Below are 21993 nucleotides of genomic sequence, written 5' to 3' on the forward strand. Positions count from 1 at the left end.
ATATAATTATGAAAGCACATACTGCCGAATCACAATCAACAATGACCCCTCAAAAAGCACTAGATTTTCTAAAAGAAGGAAACTTACGCTTTCAGAATAACCTAAAGGCAAATCGAAATTTACTTGAACAAGTAAATGACACCTCAGAAGGTCAATTTCCATTTGCTACTATACTAAGCTGTATAGATTCTAGGGTTTCTGCAGAGTTGGTCTTTGACCAAGGACTAGGGGATATATTTAGTATTCGTATTGCTGGAAATTTTATAAACGAAGATATTTTAGGAAGCATGGAATTTGCCTGTAAAGTGGCAGGAACTAAACTTCTTGTTGTATTAGGTCACACTAGTTGTGGCGCTATAAAAGGGGCCTGTGATCACGTGCGTTTAGGGAATCTAACGGCATTGATTAATAAAATAGAGCCTGCAGTTGCTGCTGTTGTTCAGCGTAAAAACGAACCATCTCTTACTTCTGAAAATTTAGATTTTGTAAATGAAGTTGCCATAGAAAATGTACAAATTGCCATTGAAAATATAAAATCGCGAAGTGTTGTTCTTAAACAAATGGAGCAAAATGGTGAGATTCAAATTATTGGTGCTATGTATGACATTAATGATGGAAATGTAACGTTCATGGAGTAAGCAATTCTTACATAAATATAACCTTAAAAAAGAGGAAAGACATATCAGTTTTCCTCTTTTTTGATTTAAAAAGCAGCTTAAAATATTTAAAAGCAATAACTAAGGCTGTGTACGCTTTCGCGAAAGCGGTCTCTAGAAGAGAATAATTATTCTGCTTCCTCCTCTTTCTTGTCTGGGTTATAAATATTCTCTTCTTTGGCTTTTGCCAAGATAGAAGGCAAAATCATTGGTGCAAATGATTTTACTGGAGTAAAAAGAACGGATTCTTCCATAGCTTCTTCACTTACAAAACCAATACGGTCATTGGCAGCGTTTACAAACATAACAACAACACTTAATAAAAAAGCATATTTAAGCACTGCAAAAGCAGCGCCTGCTATTTTATTTACAATCCCAAGCATGGCAAAATCGGCTATTTTGGTGAGAAGTTTTCCTGCCATAGAAATGGCGAGAACAATAATAATGAAGGTAATCGCAAAGGAAGTAAGGTTAATAGCTTGCTCACTCCAAGCTGTTTTTTCAGCAAGCCAATCTCCCACAAAATGAGAAAAATAAATAGCTCCAAAGATTCCTGCAATAAGCCCTACCAGAGATGCTAGCTCTACAAATAGGCCTTTCTTGAAACCTTGTATGGCTCCTAAAATGAGAATAATTCCAAAAACAATATCGATCGTATTCATGCCCTAAATATAGTAATTTAACCTATGTAAGGTTATCTTTGCTGTTATTTATGGCAAGAGACACACAATTAAAAGAGCGATGGGAAACAGTCGTACAGCTACTTTCAAAACGCTTTGCTGAGGGAGATACCTTAGATCTTGAAAGCATTATATATCTTATTGGTGTACAAGAATTGGGGCAGCTGGACAAGACATTTAAAAAAGACGATAAAGTCAATTTAATGCATATTGCGATATGTAGATTATTAGAGCCTTTTGGGTATTATCAGTTTGATTATGAGGATCCTGATGGCTGGCCACATTATAAAATTCTGGAGCCTTTACCCGTTCTAAAAGCAGGAGAGCAACAAGTTTTAATGAAGGATGCTATTGTGCAGTATTTTATAGATAAGGAACTTATTTCCTAATATACATGGGCTTAGATTATACCAAGGGTTGTGTAAATTTTAGGGATGTGGGTGCATTTGTCAATTTGATATCTGAAAAAACAGTGCTCCCTGAAGGTCGTATTTATAGAGGCGGAAGTATTGATTATCTGAAAGATCATAAAGAAATTGAATATGCAAAATCAATCGTTAACCTAAGAAATGGAGGTGATCCAGATGATTTTGATAGTGCTTATTTTCACTTTCCTATGTCTAATAAGATTGAAAAATACGATGCCAAACAAAAAGAGGTGCGTATTTGGCTCAACGCTATCATACGTCTTTTTGAAAATCCAAAACTATCCTATCCTGTGTTGATACATTGCCTTTCTGGAAAAGACAGAACAGGGATTGTCGTCGCAGCGGTTTTACTCATTTTAGGAGTTGATAAAAGCGTCATCTGTAAAGAATATATGCTTAGCGATGGAGATGTAAATGAAGCCCTTATTACAATGTCTATGAAAGGTATGGAACCTTTAGAAAATTATTTTAACCGTGTTGATCTTGTGAAGATTAAAGAGAATATTCTTAAAAGGGATTAAAATTGACATCATAGTACACACAAGTATAGCATAAGACTATAGGTCTGAATACACTAAAATACACGTTTATTTATCGAATTTATTTTCTGCTTGACAGGGCTTTTCAAGATATATATCTTTGTTTTATAGAGAGATAAGAGTTCATAAGCACTAGAAACAATGGTGTATTTTAGTATACATAAAATTTATTCCTAAAATTTACCAAGGAATACACTCTCCGGACATACAGGTCCCTGGGCAGTGTTTACCGCCTCTGTAACAAGTTGAACCATTCGGTCCACTACAAGGATACGCTACATAACCACCACTCACACTTTTTTGATCTTTTGAACTAAGTTCCTTAGTTCCCTTGCATTCTAACATTTTTTTTAACATAATTTACTTTTTTGATTCTTTATCAAGATACAAAATAAAGACATACAATATTGGTAATTTTATTTATAAGTAATTATATATCAGATATAAAAGATGTATTTGGACTTAATAAGTCATCATATTTTTACACAGATACAAAAAATCATTATTCTTTAGATTTACATCACTAATACCCGTTTTTTACTAAATTTGCACCTCCCTATTTTTTAAGGGATAAAACAATAGCCATGCTAGACAAGATCAAAGAACATATAGAAAAAGTAGAGGCATTTTCTGCAGCTACGCTAGAAGATGTAGAAGCATTCCGTATTAAATATTCAGGAAAAAAAGGAGTCGTAAATGAATTTATGGCAGAGTTTCGTAATGTTCCTAATGAGCTTAAAAAAGAGTACGGACAAGTGATTAATAAACTCAAGACGGTCGCCTTAGAAAAGGTAAATACGCTTAAAGATGCCCTAGAAAATGCAGATGAAACTTCTATAAGTGGTATAAATGACCTTTCGCGTCCAGGAGAAGCTATAGAAATTGGCGCACGCCATCCTATCTCTATTGTAAAAAATCAGATTATAGATATCTTTTCCCGCATAGGGTTTAATGTGTCTGAAGGTCCAGAAATTGAAGATGATTGGCATAATTTTACCGCTTTAAATTTACCCGAGTACCATCCTGCGCGTGATATGCAGGACACGTTCTTTATCCAAACAGATCCAGATGTGTTATTACGCACTCATACTTCATCGGTACAAGTGCGTTATATGGAAAACAATAAACCTCCTATACGTACCATCTCCCCAGGACGTGTGTATCGTAACGAGGCTATAAGCGGTCGTTCTCATTGCTTTTTCCATCAAGTAGAAGGATTATACATAGATAAAGATGTTTCTTTTGCAGATCTCAAACAAACATTACAATACTTTACAACCGAAATGTTTGGTAAAAGTAGGATTAGACTCCGCCCTTCTTATTTCCCATTTACAGAACCTAGTGCTGAAGTAGATGTGTATTGGGGACTAGAAACAGAAACCGATTATAAAATGACCAAAGGAACAGGTTGGTTAGAAATCATGGGTTGTGGGATGGTTGATCCAAATGTCCTTGAAAACTGTGGTATTGATAGTAAAGAATATAGTGGTTTTGCTTTTGGTATGGGAATAGATCGTATTGCGCTATTACTACATCAAATTTCCGATATCCGAATGCTGAGTGAAAATGATATTCGTTTCTTAGAGCAGTTTAAAAGTGCTTTATAAAATAGTTTTTTTGCTTTCGCGCCTGCCTGTCGGCAGACAGGAAAGCGGAATAAGTTGCCTATACGATAGCAATACTATTATCTTCTCTGAAATGCAATATTATGGAAGAATACACCCTTGAAACCGAACGTCTTTATATGCGTCCTGCCCATATAAAAGATGCGCCTTTTGTCTTGGAATTACTTAATACACCTAAATGGATATCATATATAGGAGATCGTAATGTACGCACAGAAGAAGATGCCGTACAATACATTACTTCAAAAATGCTACCTCAGTTTGAAGAAAAGCAATTTGGAAATTATATGGTCATCAGAAAAGAAGATCATAAATTAATAGGTTGTTGTGGCTTGTACGATAGGGAAGGGATAGAAGGTGTTGATATTGGCTTTGCTTTTTTACCATCATACGAAGGCAAAGGATATGCCTTTGAAAGCGCCTCCAAAGTCATACAGTATGGTAAAGAAGTGCATGGTATTGCAACCGTAAGTGGTATCACCGTAAAAGAAAATACAGCATCACAACGATTACTAGAAAAACTAGGACTCAGGTTTATTAAAATGATTACTCTCTCTAACGACACAGAAGCAGTAATGCTTTATCGTAATACTACAGAACATGCGTAAAGACATAGAAATTCCAGAAGTAAAAGATGTATATATCGCTGCGGTAAAAGAACTTCATGAAGAATATAAGACCCAAGATTGGAATGCCTATATCATAAACGATGGTAAGGAGCCTTTAGAAATTGTTTTAATCACTGTACAAGGATATAGTAACACGCAAATGACCTCTCATACGCGACACAAAATCGCAATACTCCCTGCAAAAGGTTTTGCCAAAATTGAATTTATGGAGGAAAGTATTTTTAAAGTAGACAACTTCTACACGGTCACTTACTTTTTAAACAATAAGATGTATGAAAAACGCTGGGAATTTCCAGCTTTTAGTATCAAAGAAAGAAGTTTAAAATCAATCCCTGTAATGCCTAAAAAAGGGGTTTTGGCCATTTAATCCAATCGCTCCGTAAGTTTCTTAAAAACTTTCTTAGGGTCTTTGCCTTTATATAAAATACTATGCACGGCTTCTATAATAGGAATCCGTGCTTTTTTTTCTCGTGTATTATTGAGATCTAAAGCGCTTTTTGCGGCATAATACCCTTCAGCAACCATAGACATCTCCATTTGTGCACTCTTCACCGTATATCCTTTTCCAATCATATTACCGAACATTCGATTTCGGCTAAAAACAGAGTAGCCAGTCACTAATAAGTCTCCAAGATAGGCAGAGCCATTAATATCACGTTTCATCTTATGAGCTCGCTTTACATAGCGTTTAATCTCACGTATTGCGTTGCTCATTAGCACACTCTGAAAGTTGTCTCCATACCCTAATCCGTGAGCTATTCCCGCTGCAATCGCGTAAATATTCTTAAGCGTTGCCGCATATTCAATTCCTATAATATCATCACTCGTCGTGCATTTTATATAATCACAAGAAAGATGGTCTGCAACAGTCTGAGCAATCTCATCATCAGCACAAGCAATAGTGAGATAAGACAATCGTTCTAATGCTACTTCTTCTGCATGACAAGGTCCTGAAATAACACCAATATTTTCAAATGGGATATTGTAAATATCATGAAAATGAGCCCCTACAAGTTTGCCGCTTTCTGGCATAATCCCTTTAATAGCCGAAAATATGATTTTACCTTCTAATGAGGCTGTCATATTTTTAAGTTCGCCTCCTAAAAAAGCAGATGGAACTGCAAATACAATAATATCTGCGTAGTTAATAATCTCATTAATATCATTACTCAAAATCAACTGCTCAGGATTAAACTCTACCGCACTTAAATAACTAGGGTTATGCTGCTCTCTCTTTATATGCTCTACCGCATATACACTTCGCATATACCAGCCTACATGTTCAAGATTCTCGCAAAGCATTTTTACAATAGCAGTTGCCCAACTTCCTCCTCCAATAACTCCAAATTTAGGTTTTTCCTTCATGTGCTTATCATTATACTGTATGTGTAAAAATAAGACATTTTTATCAGTATATCTGTAGGGTTTTGGTTTTGGTACGCTTTCGCGAAAGCGCATAAATATATATTAAAAAACTGAATATTAGGTATTTATATTTTTGGCACGCCATTTGGTTTTAGTAACGTGAATCAAAAACAGAAAGATTATGAAGACGATCAAACTCCTTTCGGCACTTGCGCTAGTAAGCATTTTATGTGCTTCTTGTTATACAGAAGTTATTGTTGAAGACGACATTATTGTAGACACAACACCTGTAATAACCTTAAATGAAGTACTTACAGATTATGAAATCTGGTATGTTGATATTAATCGCTCTTCAGGACCTGTAGCGATTCCTTTTTTACAAAAGGCATTTACAGTTTCGTTTAGAAACGGAAACGTCTTTGCAAATAACAATCTTTCTGGAATTGGAAGTAATGGTGGTGGATTTGGAATTGATATTGGTTTCTATAACACGTTTAACTTTGAATTGGATGTACAACATGACCTTGACGGAGGATATAGCTTTGATGTGCGTCAATTATCGGTAAATGAGATAGAATTTTATGAGCCAAGTACAGGAAGTAGATATGTATTAGAAGGATACCAAAGAAGCACTTTTGATTATGATCTTGTGTTTTATGAAAACATCCATTATTTCTTACAAGAGTTTGAAGCTTGGGAAAAAATATACACTAGTGACGAAGGAAATGTAAATCCATTTGACAACGAAAACTTCCTACAGTTTCTTCCAGCTGGACAAAGCGGAAACTTTAGAAGTTCTGAAGATGCAAATGGCACGGCTATTGATCATATATTTTGGGATTATGATGGTATTTATGATGTAGCTAATGTGCCTGGGAATCTGTACTTAAAAACTTTAACATTAGATTATAATTTTCCAGACAATGAATTTTTTGAACTCATCGTTATAGATGATGAAACCATAGAGTTGTTTCAAGTAAGTTCAGGAACGACATACCAATTCAGAGGAAAAGGATATATACAGTTCAGAACTTCAGAAGAAGATAAAAATAAGAAGACTCCGAAATACAGAAAGAAAACGGAGGATATTAAAAAAGACATACAAGCGCTTAAAACAAAAAAGCTACAAAAGCTTACAGCGCTCTAAAATTTTGGTTGGTTATTTAGTTTGAAGCCGCTCACTAGTGTTACTAAACACTGTGAGCGGTTTCTTTTTGGTATATACTTATGTGTAATAATCAGACCATGACAGAAAGAGAATCTCTTTTAGTAACAATACAATAAATATAAACGAGGCCATTGCAAGTACTATTGCCAATATCTTTTTAATAGAATTCCTTTCTTTTCTTCCCTTTATAGCATTATAAATACATATAAGAGCACAAAAAACACAGATCGCTAAAATGGTTATAAATAATGTTAAAGGGACTTTCGTATCGGTAATTCTTTTTACTCCTTGTAGTAGACTAATCACAAGAAATGAGATCAAAGCAAGAACCCCAAAATAATACCCCCGTCTTGAATATGGATTTTCTATATCTAGCTTGGGCATCTTACTTTTTTAAGACTTATAAAAATGCATCTCATCCAAATATTCAAAAACCTCAGCAGGAAGTAAGGGTCTTACATTCTTTTTTTCTTTGATTCCATTGCGTATCGCAGTGGAAGATATCTCCATAATAGGTGCTGCTACTTTATGTATTTTAGCATGGTTATCAAATTGCGTTTCTATAGTGCCTTCAGAAATACGTGGATACACATAAATCTCATGATTTTGAAGAATCACCTCGTAATTTTTCCATTTATGGAAGCTCTTTAAATTATCTTCTCCCATAATCAAACAAAACTGGTAATCAGGATATTTTTCTTGCAGATAGGTGAGTGTATTGACAGTATAATTAGGTTGTGGCAAGTTAAATTCTATAGTACTTACGTCAATCTTAGGGTACTCCTCTAGGGCCCGTTGCACCATCTGGTATCTGTGATGATTATCTAGCAAACTACTTTTCTTCTTAAAAGGATTATGAGGCGTAATCACCATCCATATTTTATCTAAATCACTATACTCTGCCATGTGATTTGCAATGACAAGATGTCCTACATGTATAGGATTAAATGTTCCGAAATAGAGTCCTACTTTCAATGATGATGGGTGTTATAATACTTGTTTTGTATCTTATATATTTTTCAAATCTCAAGCTTATGCTTCTTTGCTTTTTGGCAACGGAGTTTTAATAAAATTTGAAACAAGCGCTTCAGCTTCTCTCAATGCTTTATTTAAATCATCGTTAAGAATGATGTGATCAAATTGAGGTGCTGTTGCTAACTCTACAGATGCCTTTGCAATACGCATATTGATCTTATCTTCACTCTCTGTTTTACGTTTTTTAAGGCGTATCTTAAGTTCATCTACGCTAGGTGGTTTTACAAAAACGGCCAGTGTTTGATCTGGGAACTTCTTTTTAATTCGTAATCCTCCTACCACATCAATATCAAAAATCACATGCTTGCCCATTGCCCAAATACGTTGAACTTCTTTTTTAAGTGTACCATAAAAATTATCTCGATACACCTCTTCCCATTCAAGGAAATCTTCATTTTTAATGTGTTGCTTAAACTCCTTAAGAGAGATAAAATAATAATCTTTTCCGTCTTGTTCTTCACCTCTCGCCTCTCGACTCGTCGCCGAAATACTAAATTCTAAATTTAACGCCTCTTGTGCTAATAGATGGCGAACGATGGTTGTTTTACCACTTCCTGAAGGAGCTGAAAAAACGATAAGTTTCCCTGAGTGTTGTTTTTCTTTTGTCACGCCTTATGTAAAGATTTTAAAGTACGTTAAGCATTTGTTCTTTTACTTTTTCTAATTCGTCTTTCATTTGCACCACCAGTTGTTGCATTTGAGCATGATTCGACTTTGAACCAATGGTATTGATCTCACGACCTATTTCTTGGCTTATAAAGCCTAGTTTCTTACCATTAGAATCATCAGAGTCTAATGCTTCTGTAAAATAATCCAAATGATTTTTAAGACGCACCTTTTCTTCGGTAATGTCATACTTTTCTAAGTAATAAATCAATTCTTGTTCAAAACGATTTTCATCCAACTCTACTTTAAGATCTGACACTGCTTTTTCAAGACGTGTTTTGACACTATCCAAACGATCTACATCCATCACCACTACTTTTTCTAGTAACTCTTGTAAATTATTGATCCGTAATTCAAATTCTCCTTTTAGAGACTTCCCTTCATCAGATCTATAGGTATTAATCTCTTCTAATGCTTTATCTAGGGTTGTTAGGATACTTTTATATTCATTTTCATCCATCTCCTCACGCTCTATTTTTAATGCATCAGGAAGACGTACAGCCATTTTTAAAAGTTCTACAGGTTCACTATCTGCCACATTACCTAGCTGTCGCATGTATTCCTTTACAACACCTTCATTCACTTTGGTGTTTGTGTTTTCACCTGTGCTTTCTACATACAAAGCAAAGTCAACCTTACCACGTACTAATGATTTTGCAACACGGTTACGCATGGCCAATTCTTTCTCTCTATACGTAGAAGGAATACGTGCATTAAGATCAAGACTCTTACTATTTAGAGACTTCACCTCAATGGTAATCTTCTTTCCAGGAAGCTGTATCACACTCTTCCCAAAGCCAGTCATTGATTTTATCATATCAACAAATATACGAGTTTTACAAGGATCAAATGTCTTATCAAAATAAGAACAACAAGGATATTTTGTGAGTACGCTTTCGCGAAAGCGGAAACCTGTACAAATAAAAATATAAAAAAGTACAAGTATTTTACCCAATTAAAAAAGGGGCATTTGCCTTAGGCAATAACTGTTATCGCCCCTCATAAATCGTTTATAATTATATCAATTTTGGGGTTCTTAATTAATAAAAATCCATTATGACAAATAGTTCCGTGATTATTGATTCTATAGGTACTGCAAAACCTATCGCTTCAAAAATACTCTCAGATGCCTTTGAGATCCCTCAAGAACTTATTACAAAACTTATTTATGGAGCCCCTTCTGTTTTACTTCACAAAGTAGATGATGCGCTTGCTCAAAAAGCTACTGATACCTTATCACAATTAGGTCTAGAAGTAAGCGTTCAAGATGCCTCTGTATCTATACCCGTTAGTAATACAAGCTATGAAATAAGTGTATATATAGAAGATATAGAAGCATTACCTACCGTTACGCGTCAAGTAAGCGAATTTTTAGGATGTAGTCTTAAAGAGGCGTTTCATCTCCTAGCTGAACCCTCTGGGATTGTACTTGGTGGGGTCTCAAAAGCAACAGTAGATGCGTTTTCAAAAAGAGTAGATGCTAGAGTGGTAGCTTCTCAAATAACAAACGACACCTATACAATTACGGTACTACCTGGAGAAAAGCTATTACAAGAACAGATTTCTAAAGAATTAAACACAAAAGAATACCCGTTTATTACTATTTCATACAGCGATAGTCAGCGTATATGGCGTAAATATGGCACTAGTAATAAACTGACGATTTGCAATGAGAGTCATCTTCGTTATGAACTTCTTCTGGAAAAAGTAACTACATCCAATCCTCGTCATAAAGAAACTCTTATGACAACCATTGGAATGCCAGAAGAAATTATAGATACTGTACTAACAAATCTTCCTGTACAGCTAGAAGAAGGAATCACAATACAGGAAGCTATTACACAAATAGAAAAGTATAAAACAACTGGATTACACTGTGCATGTAGAGCTTTGGCAAACTCAGATACGCAAATACATATAGATTCAATAATCGATCTAGAAGCTACACAAAATTTACTAAATCAATTTATTGCAGAAGACCAACTTCCTTCAAAAGAAGGTCAGTCTTGGAGTTCTCCATTCATCAAAAAATTGATCGCTCGTTATATCGAATCAAAATTAATCGAAATACAAACATCTTTAGAAATCACTGCCTAATGGAAACACATACTAAAAACGAAACATTACATATACGTATTGCTGAAAAAGGAAAGATGTATAGTCTGGAAGGAAACTACAAAGAAGCCTTACGTCATTATAAAGAAGCTATCAAAATGATGCAACAGTCTAAAGATAGCGAAATCTTCTTTCAGCATTATAGTCAGTGTGTGATGGAAGCTTTAGAACTATCTGGCGCTCATGATGAGGTGATTAGTTTTTGTGAACGCTATATAGATTTTCTGGATCAGAAAAGTGATGATAGTGCACTTATAAAAAAACATTACGCTACTGTGTTGGAAAAGAAAGCCATACAGTACTTATATAAAGATGAGAAAGATATCTCATTAGAACTACTTAAAGAGGCTCAAAGTCATGTAGGTAATGGCAAACAACCTATTACAGATCAATTAGTAAACTGGTTGCAACGTGGTTTTATGATTACCAAACAACAAATCGCTGCCTTACAAAAGAAGCATCAATACTTTATCGTAAGAGCAGATGTTGTCAACCCAAAAATTGCCTTTGAACTCCCAGCAATTATTTCATAATTAAAAAAACCAAAACACATGAGTTACACAGAAGATATTACTAACGGCGCAAGCATCTTACAACAAGTAGATGTTACTGACATTATTACGTCACTTGCTCTAGGAATTGCAGCAGCACAAGAAAAGTTAGATGATAATTCGATCAAACAATTGACCAAGCTTTCTGAAACCGAAGTAGGCGATAAATCTTTATTAGAATTAGGATTCACACCTGCTTTTTATTCTTTTGATTATGCAGATGTGAGCGCTTCTATCAGCCTACGTATGGCTCTAAAAAAATCAGATGAGTTTAGTTTAAAACTGAGTGCAGACTATAAAAGCAATGCCGACTTTGACAAAGATTTCTTCAAGAGTTTAGAAGATAAAAAGAAGAAGAAAACCCGAAAAGAATTTAAATCTGTAAAAGATATTTCGCTTAAAGCGAAAATAGAAAGTAACATCACCCTTAATGCTGATTCTTATAACATGCATCAGGAAGACGGAACAATTTCTAGAGTGGAAGACTTCGGAGAAAATGTACGCACCAATAATCAGGAGTATCGTGTAAGCAAAGAAATTGAAGAGGCAAAAGAAGTTGTAAATCAATCTTCTTCTGGAGTAATTATAAGAAAAGCAGGGCCTTATATTACCCTGTATATTCCTGAAACACCTACAAGTTCATATGGACTTTTAAAATTAGATAGTGTCTATCCAACAACAAGTGCTAGTGGAATAGATATTAATCTAAACACTAGTAAAAGTTTCAAAAAATATGGAACGTTCAATACGACATTTAACAGAGCAAAAACAGAAAACACAGGTACCGTATACGGTCTAACAGAAGATGGTTTTACGACAGATGGAACTACATTTGAAAAACCTAAAATCTATTTTGGATGGGATAAAGACGAGTTTGACCCAACCTATCAAGAAGGAGCTGTTTCAAATGCAACTCCAGAATTATCTTTATACTTAGACGTATTAGGACAGGTATTAAGAGAAGATACAGATTCAAAAATCAATATCATAGGATATACTGATGGAAGCGGTGATGCTGATTATAATAAAGATCTTAGTAAACGAAGAGTAGATGCTATCACACGTCATTTCTTTGGAAAAATAAGTAATGACCCAACGCTTAAAGATAGAATTAAAAGCGCACTCTATGAAGGTGAAAAATTAGCAAATGGGGCTACCGCAAGAGATGAAAATCTTAGATATGTGTCTATAGAGGTTATCTCAGATAATGACTATATTTTCTTTGAAGGCGGGGAAATCAATGCTGCTCAAGCAACACCTAATGTAGCTTCTACAGATGCAAATAAATTTATTGTTCTAGAAGACACCTCAGCTGTTGCTCCTCCTGCTATTATCAAATTTACCTATGGAGGTGAAGAAGTTGTTATTAAAGAGGCTGCTGTAGATGAGAGTTCTAAACTCTCTAGCAAAAGTCTTATTGCTGGATTCCATCACGAAAAAGTAGGAGAGCTAAGCTACTTGCTACACGAAGAATCTATGGTAAACTATACTGTATATAATAGTGAGTCAGAAGAGCTTGATGTCACGGTAGATGGTGTTGCCTCTGCCGAACTTGACAAAGAAAAAACAAAGGTATTTGTAAGCGAAACCGAAACTTCTAAGACACGTTTAAATACGTCTTCAAAAGAAGTAGATGGTAACAGAACCTTTGCCGTGAGTGGAAGTATAGATTTTAGAACTTCGCGACAATTTGATATGTCTGTAGAAGGAAATGCATCTCTTGCCGCTAGAATGAAATCTGTGCCAGCACCTCAAGAGTTTTTGGATTACATCACGCAGGTATTGTCCAATTCAAATAGTGCCTCTTAATGTCTGTTGGTGCTGAAATATCAAGAACATTGGTCAATGCACCACTTCCTAAGCTCATTGAGCAATTGGGAGTCTCTATTGCCAATGCACAAGCTGCATTAGATAAAAATTCTATACAACTTTCAAATGCGATGAGTGCAAATCAAGTAACTATTGGAGATCAGCAATATAGTCTGATCGCTTTAGGGTTTGCACCTACCTTTTATCAGTTTACCGAAGCCACAGTAGAGGCAAAACTAGAATTCTCATTGTCAGAGTCAGAGTCTTTTAGCGTAGGAGGATCTGCAGAATTAAAAACTGAGATATTTAGTGCAAGTCTTACCGCAAGTTACGCTAGGAAGTTTGAGATGAGTGCAGAAGGTGCCTCATCTATTGCTACTCGTATTGTTGCCATACCTGCGCCAGACACGTATCATGAACTATTAAAAGAACTCGCTGCAGATTCATAACGATTTAAATCACTAATAATTAAAAATAAAAACTATGTTTAATAACAATCCACGTATAGGTCAAGAAATTCTTGACGTACCCATGGGCGATATGATACGCCAAATGGCGTTTGCGATCGCAGAAGGGCAAATGGCACTCGATGAAAATTCTATCGAAGTAGCCGAAATGATGGGAGGTCTTGACACCATCACCGATGAAAACGGAAATACTACATTTACAGATAGTCGGGTCTTCTTTGGAAAAGAAAGAGTTTCTATCTCTGATGCCGTTACCATTTATAATACTACGACAGATGATAGTATAAAAAATCAGATCTTTAGGCCTGCATATGTTGAGACTGCAACTAGCCCAACTCACGGTCTTGATATTGTAGATGGGGTTTATAAAACTTCTGTAACAACAAAAACTCATATAGTAAACGAAGATGCCTATAATTCAGATACATTTAGACATGTACGTGAAAAAAACACCAGTAATGAGTATAGTGTTGATGACACTAAAATAGAGCTCGTTTCTTCTGCTTCTCCTTCTGTAACCGAGATTTTCATCCCACAACGTCTTTCGATGTTAGAATTAGGATTCACTCCTACGTTTTACCAATTTGTAGACACTATCATAGAAGCAAAAGTGGCTATTAAATTTACAAGAGAAGGCTCTTCAAGTTTTGATGTAAAAACAAATAGCAAAACCAGAAGTGCTTCTATAGGTTTTAGAAGAGGTCAGATTAGAGCAAGCCGCAACATAACGACTACTCAAGTGAATGCAAATTATTCTCAAAAGTTTAGTTACTCTGCAGAAGGATCTAGTCTTATGCGCACCAAACTTGTTCCTATCCCACCACCAGCAATTCTGGAACAGCGTATACAAGAACAAATGGAAATTGCAAGAGGAGAAGCTACTAACAACTAGAGGTAATGGCTAATATCACCAAAGAACTCATGAATGCACCCCTTCCCGAGATGGTTAAAAATCTCGGGACAGGGATTGCTGAGGCACAGTATGCATTGGATAAAGTATCTATTAAGATTGCTCAAATGATGTCTGGTTTTAAAGAAGATGATGATGGCAAACTAGTCCAAGATCCTAATACACTCATCAAACTAAAAGAAGGAGAACCAGGGTACAGTTTGCTTGCCTTAGGGTTTACACCTACATTTTATCAGTATGTAGATACACTTATGGAAATCAAAACCTCTTTTTCTATGTCTCAATCTAGAGAATTTAGTGTTGGTGCTGAGGTAAAAGTGAGAGCCTTTATGGTAACGGCATCTGTAAATGCGAGTTACTCTCAAAAGTACCAATACTCGGCTGAAGGAAGTTCGATGATTCGCACCAAACTGGTAACAGTACCTTCTCCTGCTATTTTTGAACAACGATTAAAAGAATTATTACGTACTGAAAACCCTTCATCATAGGTAATGGCAAAAAAGTGGACCTCATTTTTAAAGAATAATACTTCAAAAAATACAGTAAAGGAACAGCAAGTTCCTTCGTTAAATTTTGAAGACATTCTTAAGGAGAATGAAGACATTCAAACACTACTTAAGGAGAAAGAGGAGCTAGAACACGCACTTAAAAATGCCCCTGGTACTCAAAAAAAGGAAGCTGGAGATCCACGCTTTCGCGAAAGCGAAATTATCCCCATTTCAAAAAAGAAAAAAGATGAAAAAAAATGGGCTGATAACAGAGCCTCTCTCTTAGAAAAAAAGAGACAAGAAAAAAAGGAAGCTGCTGCATGGGAAAAAAAACATGCCAAAAAACCAACAGTAGCCAAACCCAAAAGAAAACAGGTTGATCCAGTTGCAAAAAAAGAAACAACGAGAAAAGAAAGACCTGTTAAGAAAAAGGATTCCTCCTTTTCAAAGCCAAAAAATCCTGTACGTAAAAAGCATACCAAAAATGATATAGAACAATGGCTTAAAGAACGTCTTGAAGCTAATAAAGTCATAAAAGAAAAAAAACAAGAGGCACAACAATGGCTTTCAAAAAGAGAGCAAACCACACAACGTTCATTAGCGCAACTCAAAGAACAAAAAGAGACTGTTTCAAAGTGGATTCAAAAACAAGAGGCTACAAAACAAAAGGCATTAGACATACTGAAGGATAAAAGAGTACAAGAAGTAATTCCTAAACGTATAAAGAAACCTGTAGAAGATGCATATGCATACCTAGATTCAAAAAATAAAAAAGGGGCTATAAATAAGCTTACTATCGATATCAAAAAAGTAGTTTCAAAAAAAGAAATGCCTTTTAAAAAACCTGATATCAAAAAGAATTGGGGAGATATTCTTGATAAAAAAAGAGAAGCTGTTTCTCAAACAAAAAAGTACAAAAAAGAAATAGAACGTAAAATGAATGTGGCTCCTAAAATTGCAAAAGGCCTTTGGGAAAAACGAGATTTGTTAAAGAAAGAGCGATTAAAAGAAGCGCTAGCTCTTAAAAAAGAAGAACTCAAAGCCGAAGCTAGAAAGCAAGCAAGAGCTCAAGAACGTAAACAACAAAAAAAAGACGATCGCTTTTTTTAACCTATATATATTATGGATAATCAATCATCAGGTGCTTTAACACTTAAAGAAATTCTACTAGGAATCACAGATAGTCTTAATGAAGCACAACATAAACTACGTAATATGGAACCCTATGACGAATATGGGCGCCCTAATACCATGTACCAAATCCCATACCTAGATTTTAATTTACAAGTCACTTCAGAATTTGAAAGCACTCCTCAAGAGACATCAACAACTGCTGTATCATCACCAGTAAATGATGATGCACTTCCTTCTAAAAGTGCTGTGTATTACAAACCTAAAATGATGTTTAGGCCTATAAAACCTCAGCAAAAAACTTCTCAGACATCTAGTGAAGTGGTCAGTACCATAAGTGGTCGTTTTGTGGCTACAATGCCTAATGAAGGAGTGCCACAAATACTATTACGTTGTAACTACCAAGAACCTGTACTACAAAACAATATCTATAGCGTACCTATTGAGGTCGTCATGGAAAATGCTGCTGGAGAAAAACTATCAGGCATGCGTGTAGAGTTTAACTTTAATGAAGATAAAACAACACTTGTTAATGATACTGCATTAATAACAACGCCAAGCTTTGATGCACAAGAAGTGCTCACAAATGGATTAGGTATTGCGACTAATACAATTACTATTGATCCTACAGATTATAATAGTGGTAAAGTGCTCTTTTTTGATATAAATGCGGGAACAATTTTTAAAAAAATTTCTATTAGTAAATTATAATCTTATCAAGTATGAAACTATTTTTTAAAGTAACCCTACGAGATCATCTTGGTAAAATACCACAAGAAATGAAACTCGCCATTCAATTTTTTAATAGTGAGACAAAAACTTGGGAAAAGATTGATTCGGAAATCACAGGATACCAAGAAGGCAGCTACACCTTTGACTATTACATACCTTCTCGTATATATGGTGACCAACCTACATTGCGCAAGGTACGTGAAGTATTACAAGCTGGAGGAATGCCTATGTTTAGACTGGTAGATGCTAATGCTAAAGAACAGGTACATCTCCTTTCAAAGCAAGGAGATTATAGTATGCTTGAGGATGCTATCTCTTATGATTTTGGAAATTTATTTCTCTTAGAAAGAGAACAAATAGAAGGATTAGACAATCCTAAAGTACCCTCTGTGCTTATTACCACAACAAAGACTACACAGGATACTACTCCTGAAATGGAAGATTTACAAAAAGAAGTAGATGAATTAAAAGAGCAACTTAGACAGCAAGAGGCAAATACTGAAACAAATACAACTTCTGCTGAGCAAGCAGAAGAAATTGATTTCCTCAACCGTAGGGTTAGCTCTTTGGAAGCAGAAAAAGGAGTGCTAGAGGCTACGATCACACAACAGGGGCAAACAATAAATACACAACTTGGAGAAATCAATCATTATAAGAATATAGAACAGCAACAACTAAATACTATTTCAACATTAAAGGTTGAAAAGCAAACATTACAAGATCAATTAGACCTATTATCACAAGAAACTGTTGAAGAAGAATATATTCCTAAATCTGTTGCTGCAAACAAATTATATACTGATGTTATTGACGAAATTAAAATAGCAAAGGAGAACACAGCGACCTCTGGTTTTAAACTTTCTAATATTTCAATTAATCTAAAAACTGTTGCTGAAAAAGATGAAGGAGGATTACGTTTTCAAGTGATTGATATCAATAATGCTTCGGCTATTAATGGAGCAGCTATTAGCGATATAAAAATTGATATTACAGAAGACGAAACTCCTATCGTAAACGAACTTATTGTTCCTAAGCTTATAGGCCTTACAGAAACTGCGGCTCGTAATTACCTTGAAAAATTTAGTTTACGTTTAGATCCTGTATATCAATTAATAGATACTGAGAACAGCATCCTTTCTGAAGGACAAGCATTTAAGCAGTCTCCAGAGCCAGGAATAACAACAACACCAGACACCACAATCACTGTCATTTTTGCAAAAAACAACCAACACCTAAACTAAGAGACCATGTCAAATCCAAAAGAATTTATGAATGATACTATGGCAGCACCCTTGGGCAATCTTATTGCTTCTATAGGTGAAGGCGTCGCAGATGCACAGGCTGCCCTCGATGCAGGTTCATTGGCACAAACACTTGCCTTGTACGATAATGAGGATGGGGATATTATGAATAAACGCTTGCGCGAAATCGGATATCAGCCTACTTTTTATACCATTCCAGAAACAAAAGTAAAAGCCAAAATATCATTGGCAATGTCTCAATCGGGAAGTTCTTCTCAAATACAATCTAACAGATTATCAAAGGTGAAAATGTATGCAACACCTATTAATGCGACCAATACAAACAAGTATAACCTTAATGTAAATGCAAGTGTCGAGTTAGATTTTACCATAAAACCTATTCCTGCTCCAGAAGGCGCTGAACTTAGAAAAACACCTGATCTTATAGGTAAAACCTTAACCGAAGCACAAGATGTATTAGGAGAATTTAATTTAAACTATGAAATTCTTACTGGTGATGACACCAAAAAAATAACAAGTCAAAGCCCTGAAGCAAAAACAACTGTAAGGGCATCAGATGTTATTTCACTCACGTTTGAAGATAGTAGTGATGCCTAAAATTAATGTGTATTAGGAGGTACAGGACTTAGCTGATTATATACGCTTTCGCGAAAGCGGAACATTTCCCAACTCCTTTGCATAGCTAATTATGATTGCTTATTCCCGTTTTTATCAAAGGTTTTATCTAATTCCTTTTCTGTATGCCACACAGCAATCCCGATCCCTAGAAGCAATACACCTAGTTGTATAAAAACTTTTGGTGTAGTCTCAAAAGGAAGTAAGATCAGACCTGAGATCATTGTAGCTAATGCTACACGCCAAAGATCTTTAGCACTTTGTCTATTGGCAACGTCCCATATCTCTTGATTGGCCATGGAACGCCGGGTACGATAGCCGTAAAAATGATTGATTTTTTTAGGTGGGTTTTTACGGTAATAATAAGTTAAACATAAGAAAAGAATCCCTTGAAAAAGGAGCGCACCATTTTCTATTGTAAAAAGCACGTCTGTATACATTCCCGTATTCATTTACAGGGTACGCAACCAAATATTTCTAAAGCCTACCCCACTTTTGTCGCCATGATCTTGCAAAATAATAGGTCCATCCCCGTGCGGATTATTTTTTGGATAGCCTATGTATTCTGTGCTACCCTTCAATTCAAAGTGATCTTGTATTAAAACACCATTTAAAAACACAGTAAGGGTTCCCGCTTTTACTTTTTTACCCGCCTCATTAAATACTGGAGCGTGAAAGACGATGTCATAACTATTCCACTCGCCTGTGGGCTTTGCTGCCATGACATCTGGTGCTTTTTGCTTATAAATTGACCCTACCATTCCGTTTACATAAGTGTCATTATCATTATTGTTAAGAATCTGTACTTCGTACAATCCCTGAAAAAAGACACCGCTATTGCTTCGGTTTTGATTGGTTTGGGTATTAGTAGGATCGCTACGCCATTCTAGGTGTAGCTGGACACTTCCAAAGTTTTCTTTGGTCATGATATCTCCTGTCCTGTCTTTTACGGTCATACTCCCATCAGGATTGATAGTCCATTGTGGTGTTCCTCCCCCATTTCTACTTTTCCAAGCGTCAAGGTTTGATCCATCAAACAATACAATGGCATCACTAGGCACTCCCGACTGACCGTTAATAGCCACTTTAGGAGGCTTGGGCTCCCAAACTTCTGTTTGTTCTGGTTTTGTGGGTTCTGCTCCTGTTTTTCCAGAACCACAAGAGATTATAGAAATAGTGACGATGATAATTCCTATGTGCTGTACTTTTATCATTAGTTAATTTCTTTAATCGTGATGTTACGATACCATACTTTGTCTCCATGATCTTGCAAACCAATATGTCCCTCTGGGTATTTTCCAAAACCTTCCCAGTCTGCAAATTTTGTTTTTGAAACCATGGCGTCCCATTTTTCACCATTCACAGGGAACGTGAAGGCGTTTTTACCATTGAGAGATAATTTACCAATATTTTGGTCATGGTTAATCATTAGTTTTACACGATTCCATTCACCCGCTGGGTTGATCATTCCGTCCTCAGGTTTGATCATATCATATAGGGAGCCTGCTTTGTGAGTGCCATTGGCTACTTTGGCATCTGGATGACGTTCATCATCCAATACTTGGATTTCTGGGCCAGTTTCATAAGCTTCTTTAAATTCTGGAGACTCATGCACGCCCCAAAAAATACCACTATTTCCTCCTTCAGAAATTTTCCATTCCAACTCAAGAATAAAGTTTTTATACGTTCCCTTTGTAATAATATTCTTTCCGCCCTCACCGCTTGGAGTGAAAACCATCGCATCCCCATCTATACTCCATTCCTCATGCATCTCATCGACCCCATACCCTTTCCAAGCATCAAAATTGGATCCATCAAAAAGCACCATTGCTTCTTGTATGGTTTGTTTTTCAGGTGTCGTTGTTACTTTGTCAACCGGCTCAACGGATTCAACCGGTTGACTTGTTTCTTTTTCTTTACAGCTTAAAGCGAAAATTGCCACAGCTACGATGTAGATTGTTTTTTTCATAATTGTTGATTTATAATCCCAATATCTTCTTTAAATTCTCTTTGTCAATGTCCTCCCCTGCAAAATCATCAAATCGTTTTTGAGTGGCTTCAATAATATGACTTGCGATAAAAGGAGCCCCTTCTCTAGCGCCTTGCTCTGGGCTTTTCACACAACATTCCCATTCCATTACCGCCCAAACGTCACAACCATATTCTGTTAACTTGGTAAAAATCGTTTTAAAGTCTATTTGTCCGTCGCCTGGAGAACGATAACGCCCTGCACGGTCTTGCCAGTCACTATATCCTCCAAAAGTACCACGCTTTCCATCAGGTTTAAACTCAGAATCTTTTACATGAAATGCCTTTATAAACGAATGATAATGGTCTATATAGGCAATGTAATCCAGTTGTTGCAATACAAAATGACTTGGATCATATAAGATATTACATCGCTTGTGATTTCCTGTCGCTTCTAAGAAACGCTCAAAAGTAACCCCATCGTGCAGATCTTCTCCCGGATGAATTTCATAGGCGACATCTACTCCGCAAGCATCGTATTCATTTAATAAAGGTAACCAACGTTTTGCTAGTTCTTCAAAACCCATTTCTACCAATCCCGTAGGGCGTTGTGGCCATGGGTGCATGGTATGCCAAAGTAATGAACCACTAAACGTAGCACTTACATTCAGTCCTAAATGCTTACTTGCGCGTGCTGCACTGATCATTTGCTGGCGTGCCCACTCCGTCCGTTTCTTTGGGTTGTTTTTACAATTGTCTGGCGCAAAATTATCAAACATGAGATCGTAGGCAGGATGTACTGCCACCAATTGCCCTTGTAAGTGGGTAGAAAGCTCTGTAATCTCAAGACCATAGTCATTGATTTTTCCTTTGAGTTCGTCGCAATACGTTTTACTTTCTCCAGCTTTAGTCAAGTCAATTAATCGATTTTCCCAAGTAGGAATTTGAATCCCTTTATAGCCTAAATCTGCAGCCCATTTACAAAGTCCGTCTAACGAATTAAACGGCGCTTTATCATCCATAAATTGGGCTAAAAATACCGCAGGTCCTTTTATTGTTTTCATAATTGCTTTTTATGTCATTTCCGCGTAGGCGGAAATCTCATTATCGTTTTACTCTCATTTACACGCTTTCGCGAAAGCGTATATTACATT

General features: G+C 36.0%; 26 protein-coding genes. 17 read left to right on the top strand and 9 right to left on the bottom strand.

Translation table 11 applies throughout. The features are described 5' to 3' along the window. Window positions 1-8 precede the first annotated feature (8 nt). Entirely contained in the window at window positions 9-638 is a 630-nt protein-coding gene (locus ACFO3O_RS21035) for a carbonic anhydrase family protein (protein WP_299216764.1), read from the top strand. Between the two features lie 146 nt (window positions 639-784). On the opposite strand, the gene ACFO3O_RS21040 is transcribed toward ACFO3O_RS21035, so the two are convergent. Then, window positions 785-1318: a CvpA family protein gene (locus ACFO3O_RS21040; protein ID WP_379982567.1), complete on the bottom strand. Its 534-nt coding sequence runs from the start codon at window positions 1316-1318 to the stop codon at window positions 785-787. 50 nt (window positions 1319-1368) lie between these two features. On the opposite strand from ACFO3O_RS21040, the gene ACFO3O_RS21045 reads away from it, so the two are divergent. The 5 genes from ACFO3O_RS21045 (at window position 1369) to ACFO3O_RS21065 (ending at window position 4924) form a co-directional block, all read left to right on the top strand. Continuing rightward, a complete protein-coding gene (locus ACFO3O_RS21045; protein WP_379982569.1) occupies window positions 1369-1725 on the top strand; it encodes a hypothetical protein in 357 nt (118 codons plus the stop codon). 5 nt (window positions 1726-1730) lie between these two features. Further along, the gene (locus ACFO3O_RS21050) at window positions 1731-2285 is read left to right on the top strand and encodes a tyrosine-protein phosphatase (protein ID WP_379982571.1); all 555 of its coding nucleotides are present in this window, start codon (window positions 1731-1733) and stop codon (window positions 2283-2285) included. A 602-nt stretch (window positions 2286-2887) separates the two neighbouring features. Then, window positions 2888-3910: a phenylalanine--tRNA ligase subunit alpha gene (gene pheS / locus ACFO3O_RS21055; protein ID WP_379982573.1), complete on the top strand. Its 1023-nt coding sequence runs from the start codon at window positions 2888-2890 to the stop codon at window positions 3908-3910. A 101-nt stretch (window positions 3911-4011) separates the two neighbouring features. Next, complete coding sequence (locus ACFO3O_RS21060; protein ID WP_379982575.1) at window positions 4012-4536, top strand: GNAT family N-acetyltransferase; 525 nt, start codon at window positions 4012-4014, stop codon at window positions 4534-4536. Beyond that, the gene (locus tag ACFO3O_RS21065; RefSeq protein ID WP_379982577.1) at window positions 4529-4924 is read left to right on the top strand and encodes a hypothetical protein; all 396 of its coding nucleotides are present in this window, start codon (window positions 4529-4531) and stop codon (window positions 4922-4924) included. The genes ACFO3O_RS21060 and ACFO3O_RS21065 overlap by 8 nt, the downstream gene beginning before the upstream one ends. Here the strand turns inward: ACFO3O_RS21065 and ACFO3O_RS21070 are convergent. Further along, window positions 4921-5922 carry an NAD(P)H-dependent glycerol-3-phosphate dehydrogenase gene (locus ACFO3O_RS21070; RefSeq protein ID WP_379982579.1) on the bottom strand — a complete coding sequence of 334 codons (1002 nt, stop codon included), beginning with the start codon at window positions 5920-5922 and terminating at the stop codon, window positions 4921-4923. The two genes, ACFO3O_RS21065 and ACFO3O_RS21070, sit on opposite strands and share 4 nt — an antisense overlap. A gap of 181 nt (window positions 5923-6103) precedes the next feature. On the opposite strand from ACFO3O_RS21070, the gene ACFO3O_RS21075 reads away from it, so the two are divergent. Continuing rightward, entirely contained in the window at window positions 6104-7069 is a 966-nt protein-coding gene (locus ACFO3O_RS21075) for a nicotinic acid mononucleotide adenyltransferase (RefSeq protein WP_379982581.1), read from the top strand. 414 nt (window positions 7070-7483) lie between these two features. Here the strand turns inward: ACFO3O_RS21075 and nadD are convergent, their stop codons facing one another. The 3 genes from nadD to ACFO3O_RS21090 are packed head-to-tail and all read right to left on the bottom strand — an operon-like array spanning window position 7484 to window position 9608. Further along, window positions 7484-8065, bottom strand: a complete 582-nt coding sequence (gene nadD / locus ACFO3O_RS21080) for a nicotinate (nicotinamide) nucleotide adenylyltransferase (protein ID WP_379982583.1) — start codon at window positions 8063-8065, stop codon at window positions 7484-7486. Window positions 8066-8122: 57 nt separating this feature from the next. Then, window positions 8123-8734, bottom strand: coding sequence for a guanylate kinase (gene gmk, locus ACFO3O_RS21085; protein WP_379982585.1), 612 nt, complete (start codon window positions 8732-8734; stop codon window positions 8123-8125). A gap of 16 nt (window positions 8735-8750) precedes the next feature. Continuing rightward, window positions 8751-9608 (bottom strand): YicC/YloC family endoribonuclease, encoded by an 858-nt coding sequence (locus tag ACFO3O_RS21090; RefSeq protein ID WP_379982587.1) that lies wholly within the window; start codon window positions 9606-9608, stop codon window positions 8751-8753. Window positions 9609-9847: 239 nt separating this feature from the next. Here ACFO3O_RS21090 and ACFO3O_RS21095 point away from each other — a divergent pair, with 239 nt between their 5' ends. The 10 genes from ACFO3O_RS21095 to ACFO3O_RS21140 are packed head-to-tail and all read left to right on the top strand — an operon-like array spanning window position 9848 to window position 18853. Beyond that, entirely contained in the window at window positions 9848-10888 is a 1041-nt protein-coding gene (locus ACFO3O_RS21095) for a hypothetical protein (protein WP_379982589.1), read from the top strand. After that, on the top strand, window positions 10888-11439 hold the full coding sequence (locus ACFO3O_RS21100; RefSeq protein WP_379982591.1) for a hypothetical protein: 552 nt from the start codon (window positions 10888-10890) through the stop codon (window positions 11437-11439). The genes ACFO3O_RS21095 and ACFO3O_RS21100 overlap by 1 nt, the downstream gene beginning before the upstream one ends. Window positions 11440-11457: 18 nt before the next feature. Then, on the top strand, window positions 11458-13266 hold the full coding sequence (locus tag ACFO3O_RS21105) for an OmpA family protein (RefSeq protein WP_379982593.1): 1809 nt from the start codon (window positions 11458-11460) through the stop codon (window positions 13264-13266). Then, window positions 13266-13715, top strand: a complete 450-nt coding sequence (locus ACFO3O_RS21110) for a hypothetical protein (protein WP_379982595.1) — start codon at window positions 13266-13268, stop codon at window positions 13713-13715. Before ACFO3O_RS21105 ends, ACFO3O_RS21110 begins: the two co-directional genes overlap by 1 nt. A gap of 34 nt (window positions 13716-13749) precedes the next feature. Further along, the gene (locus ACFO3O_RS21115; protein ID WP_379982597.1) at window positions 13750-14625 is read left to right on the top strand and encodes a hypothetical protein; all 876 of its coding nucleotides are present in this window, start codon (window positions 13750-13752) and stop codon (window positions 14623-14625) included. Window positions 14626-14630: 5 nt separating this feature from the next. Next, on the top strand, window positions 14631-15131 hold the full coding sequence (locus ACFO3O_RS21120; protein ID WP_379982599.1) for a hypothetical protein: 501 nt from the start codon (window positions 14631-14633) through the stop codon (window positions 15129-15131). Window positions 15132-15134: 3 nt separating this feature from the next. Next, a complete protein-coding gene (locus ACFO3O_RS21125) occupies window positions 15135-16241 on the top strand; it encodes a hypothetical protein (protein WP_379982601.1) in 1107 nt (368 codons plus the stop codon). 12 nt (window positions 16242-16253) lie between these two features. Then, entirely contained in the window at window positions 16254-16973 is a 720-nt protein-coding gene (locus tag ACFO3O_RS21130) for a hypothetical protein (RefSeq protein WP_379982603.1), read from the top strand. An 11-nt stretch (window positions 16974-16984) separates the two neighbouring features. Then, window positions 16985-18235, top strand: a complete 1251-nt coding sequence (locus ACFO3O_RS21135) for a PASTA domain-containing protein (RefSeq protein ID WP_379982605.1) — start codon at window positions 16985-16987, stop codon at window positions 18233-18235. A gap of 6 nt (window positions 18236-18241) precedes the next feature. Then, complete coding sequence (locus ACFO3O_RS21140; RefSeq protein WP_379982607.1) at window positions 18242-18853, top strand: PASTA domain-containing protein; 612 nt, start codon at window positions 18242-18244, stop codon at window positions 18851-18853. 89 nt (window positions 18854-18942) lie between these two features. On the opposite strand, the gene ACFO3O_RS21145 is transcribed toward ACFO3O_RS21140, so the two are convergent. The 4 genes from ACFO3O_RS21145 to ACFO3O_RS21160 are packed head-to-tail and all read right to left on the bottom strand — an operon-like array spanning window position 18943 to window position 21903. Next, window positions 18943-19311: an SdpI family protein gene (locus ACFO3O_RS21145; protein ID WP_379982609.1), complete on the bottom strand. Its 369-nt coding sequence runs from the start codon at window positions 19309-19311 to the stop codon at window positions 18943-18945. Between the two features lie 12 nt (window positions 19312-19323). Next, the gene (locus tag ACFO3O_RS21150; protein WP_379982611.1) at window positions 19324-20085 is read right to left on the bottom strand and encodes a 3-keto-disaccharide hydrolase; all 762 of its coding nucleotides are present in this window, start codon (window positions 20083-20085) and stop codon (window positions 19324-19326) included. Further along, a complete protein-coding gene (locus ACFO3O_RS21155) occupies window positions 20085-20840 on the bottom strand; it encodes a 3-keto-disaccharide hydrolase (RefSeq protein ID WP_379982613.1) in 756 nt (251 codons plus the stop codon). The genes ACFO3O_RS21150 and ACFO3O_RS21155 overlap by 1 nt, the downstream gene beginning before the upstream one ends. A gap of 10 nt (window positions 20841-20850) precedes the next feature. Beyond that, the gene (locus ACFO3O_RS21160; RefSeq protein WP_379982615.1) at window positions 20851-21903 is read right to left on the bottom strand and encodes a sugar phosphate isomerase/epimerase family protein; all 1053 of its coding nucleotides are present in this window, start codon (window positions 21901-21903) and stop codon (window positions 20851-20853) included. Window positions 21904-21993: the final 90 nt, after the last annotated feature.

The organism is Dokdonia ponticola (assembly GCF_042653865.1).
GTDB classification, from domain to species: domain Bacteria; phylum Bacteroidota; class Bacteroidia; order Flavobacteriales; family Flavobacteriaceae; genus Dokdonia; species Dokdonia ponticola.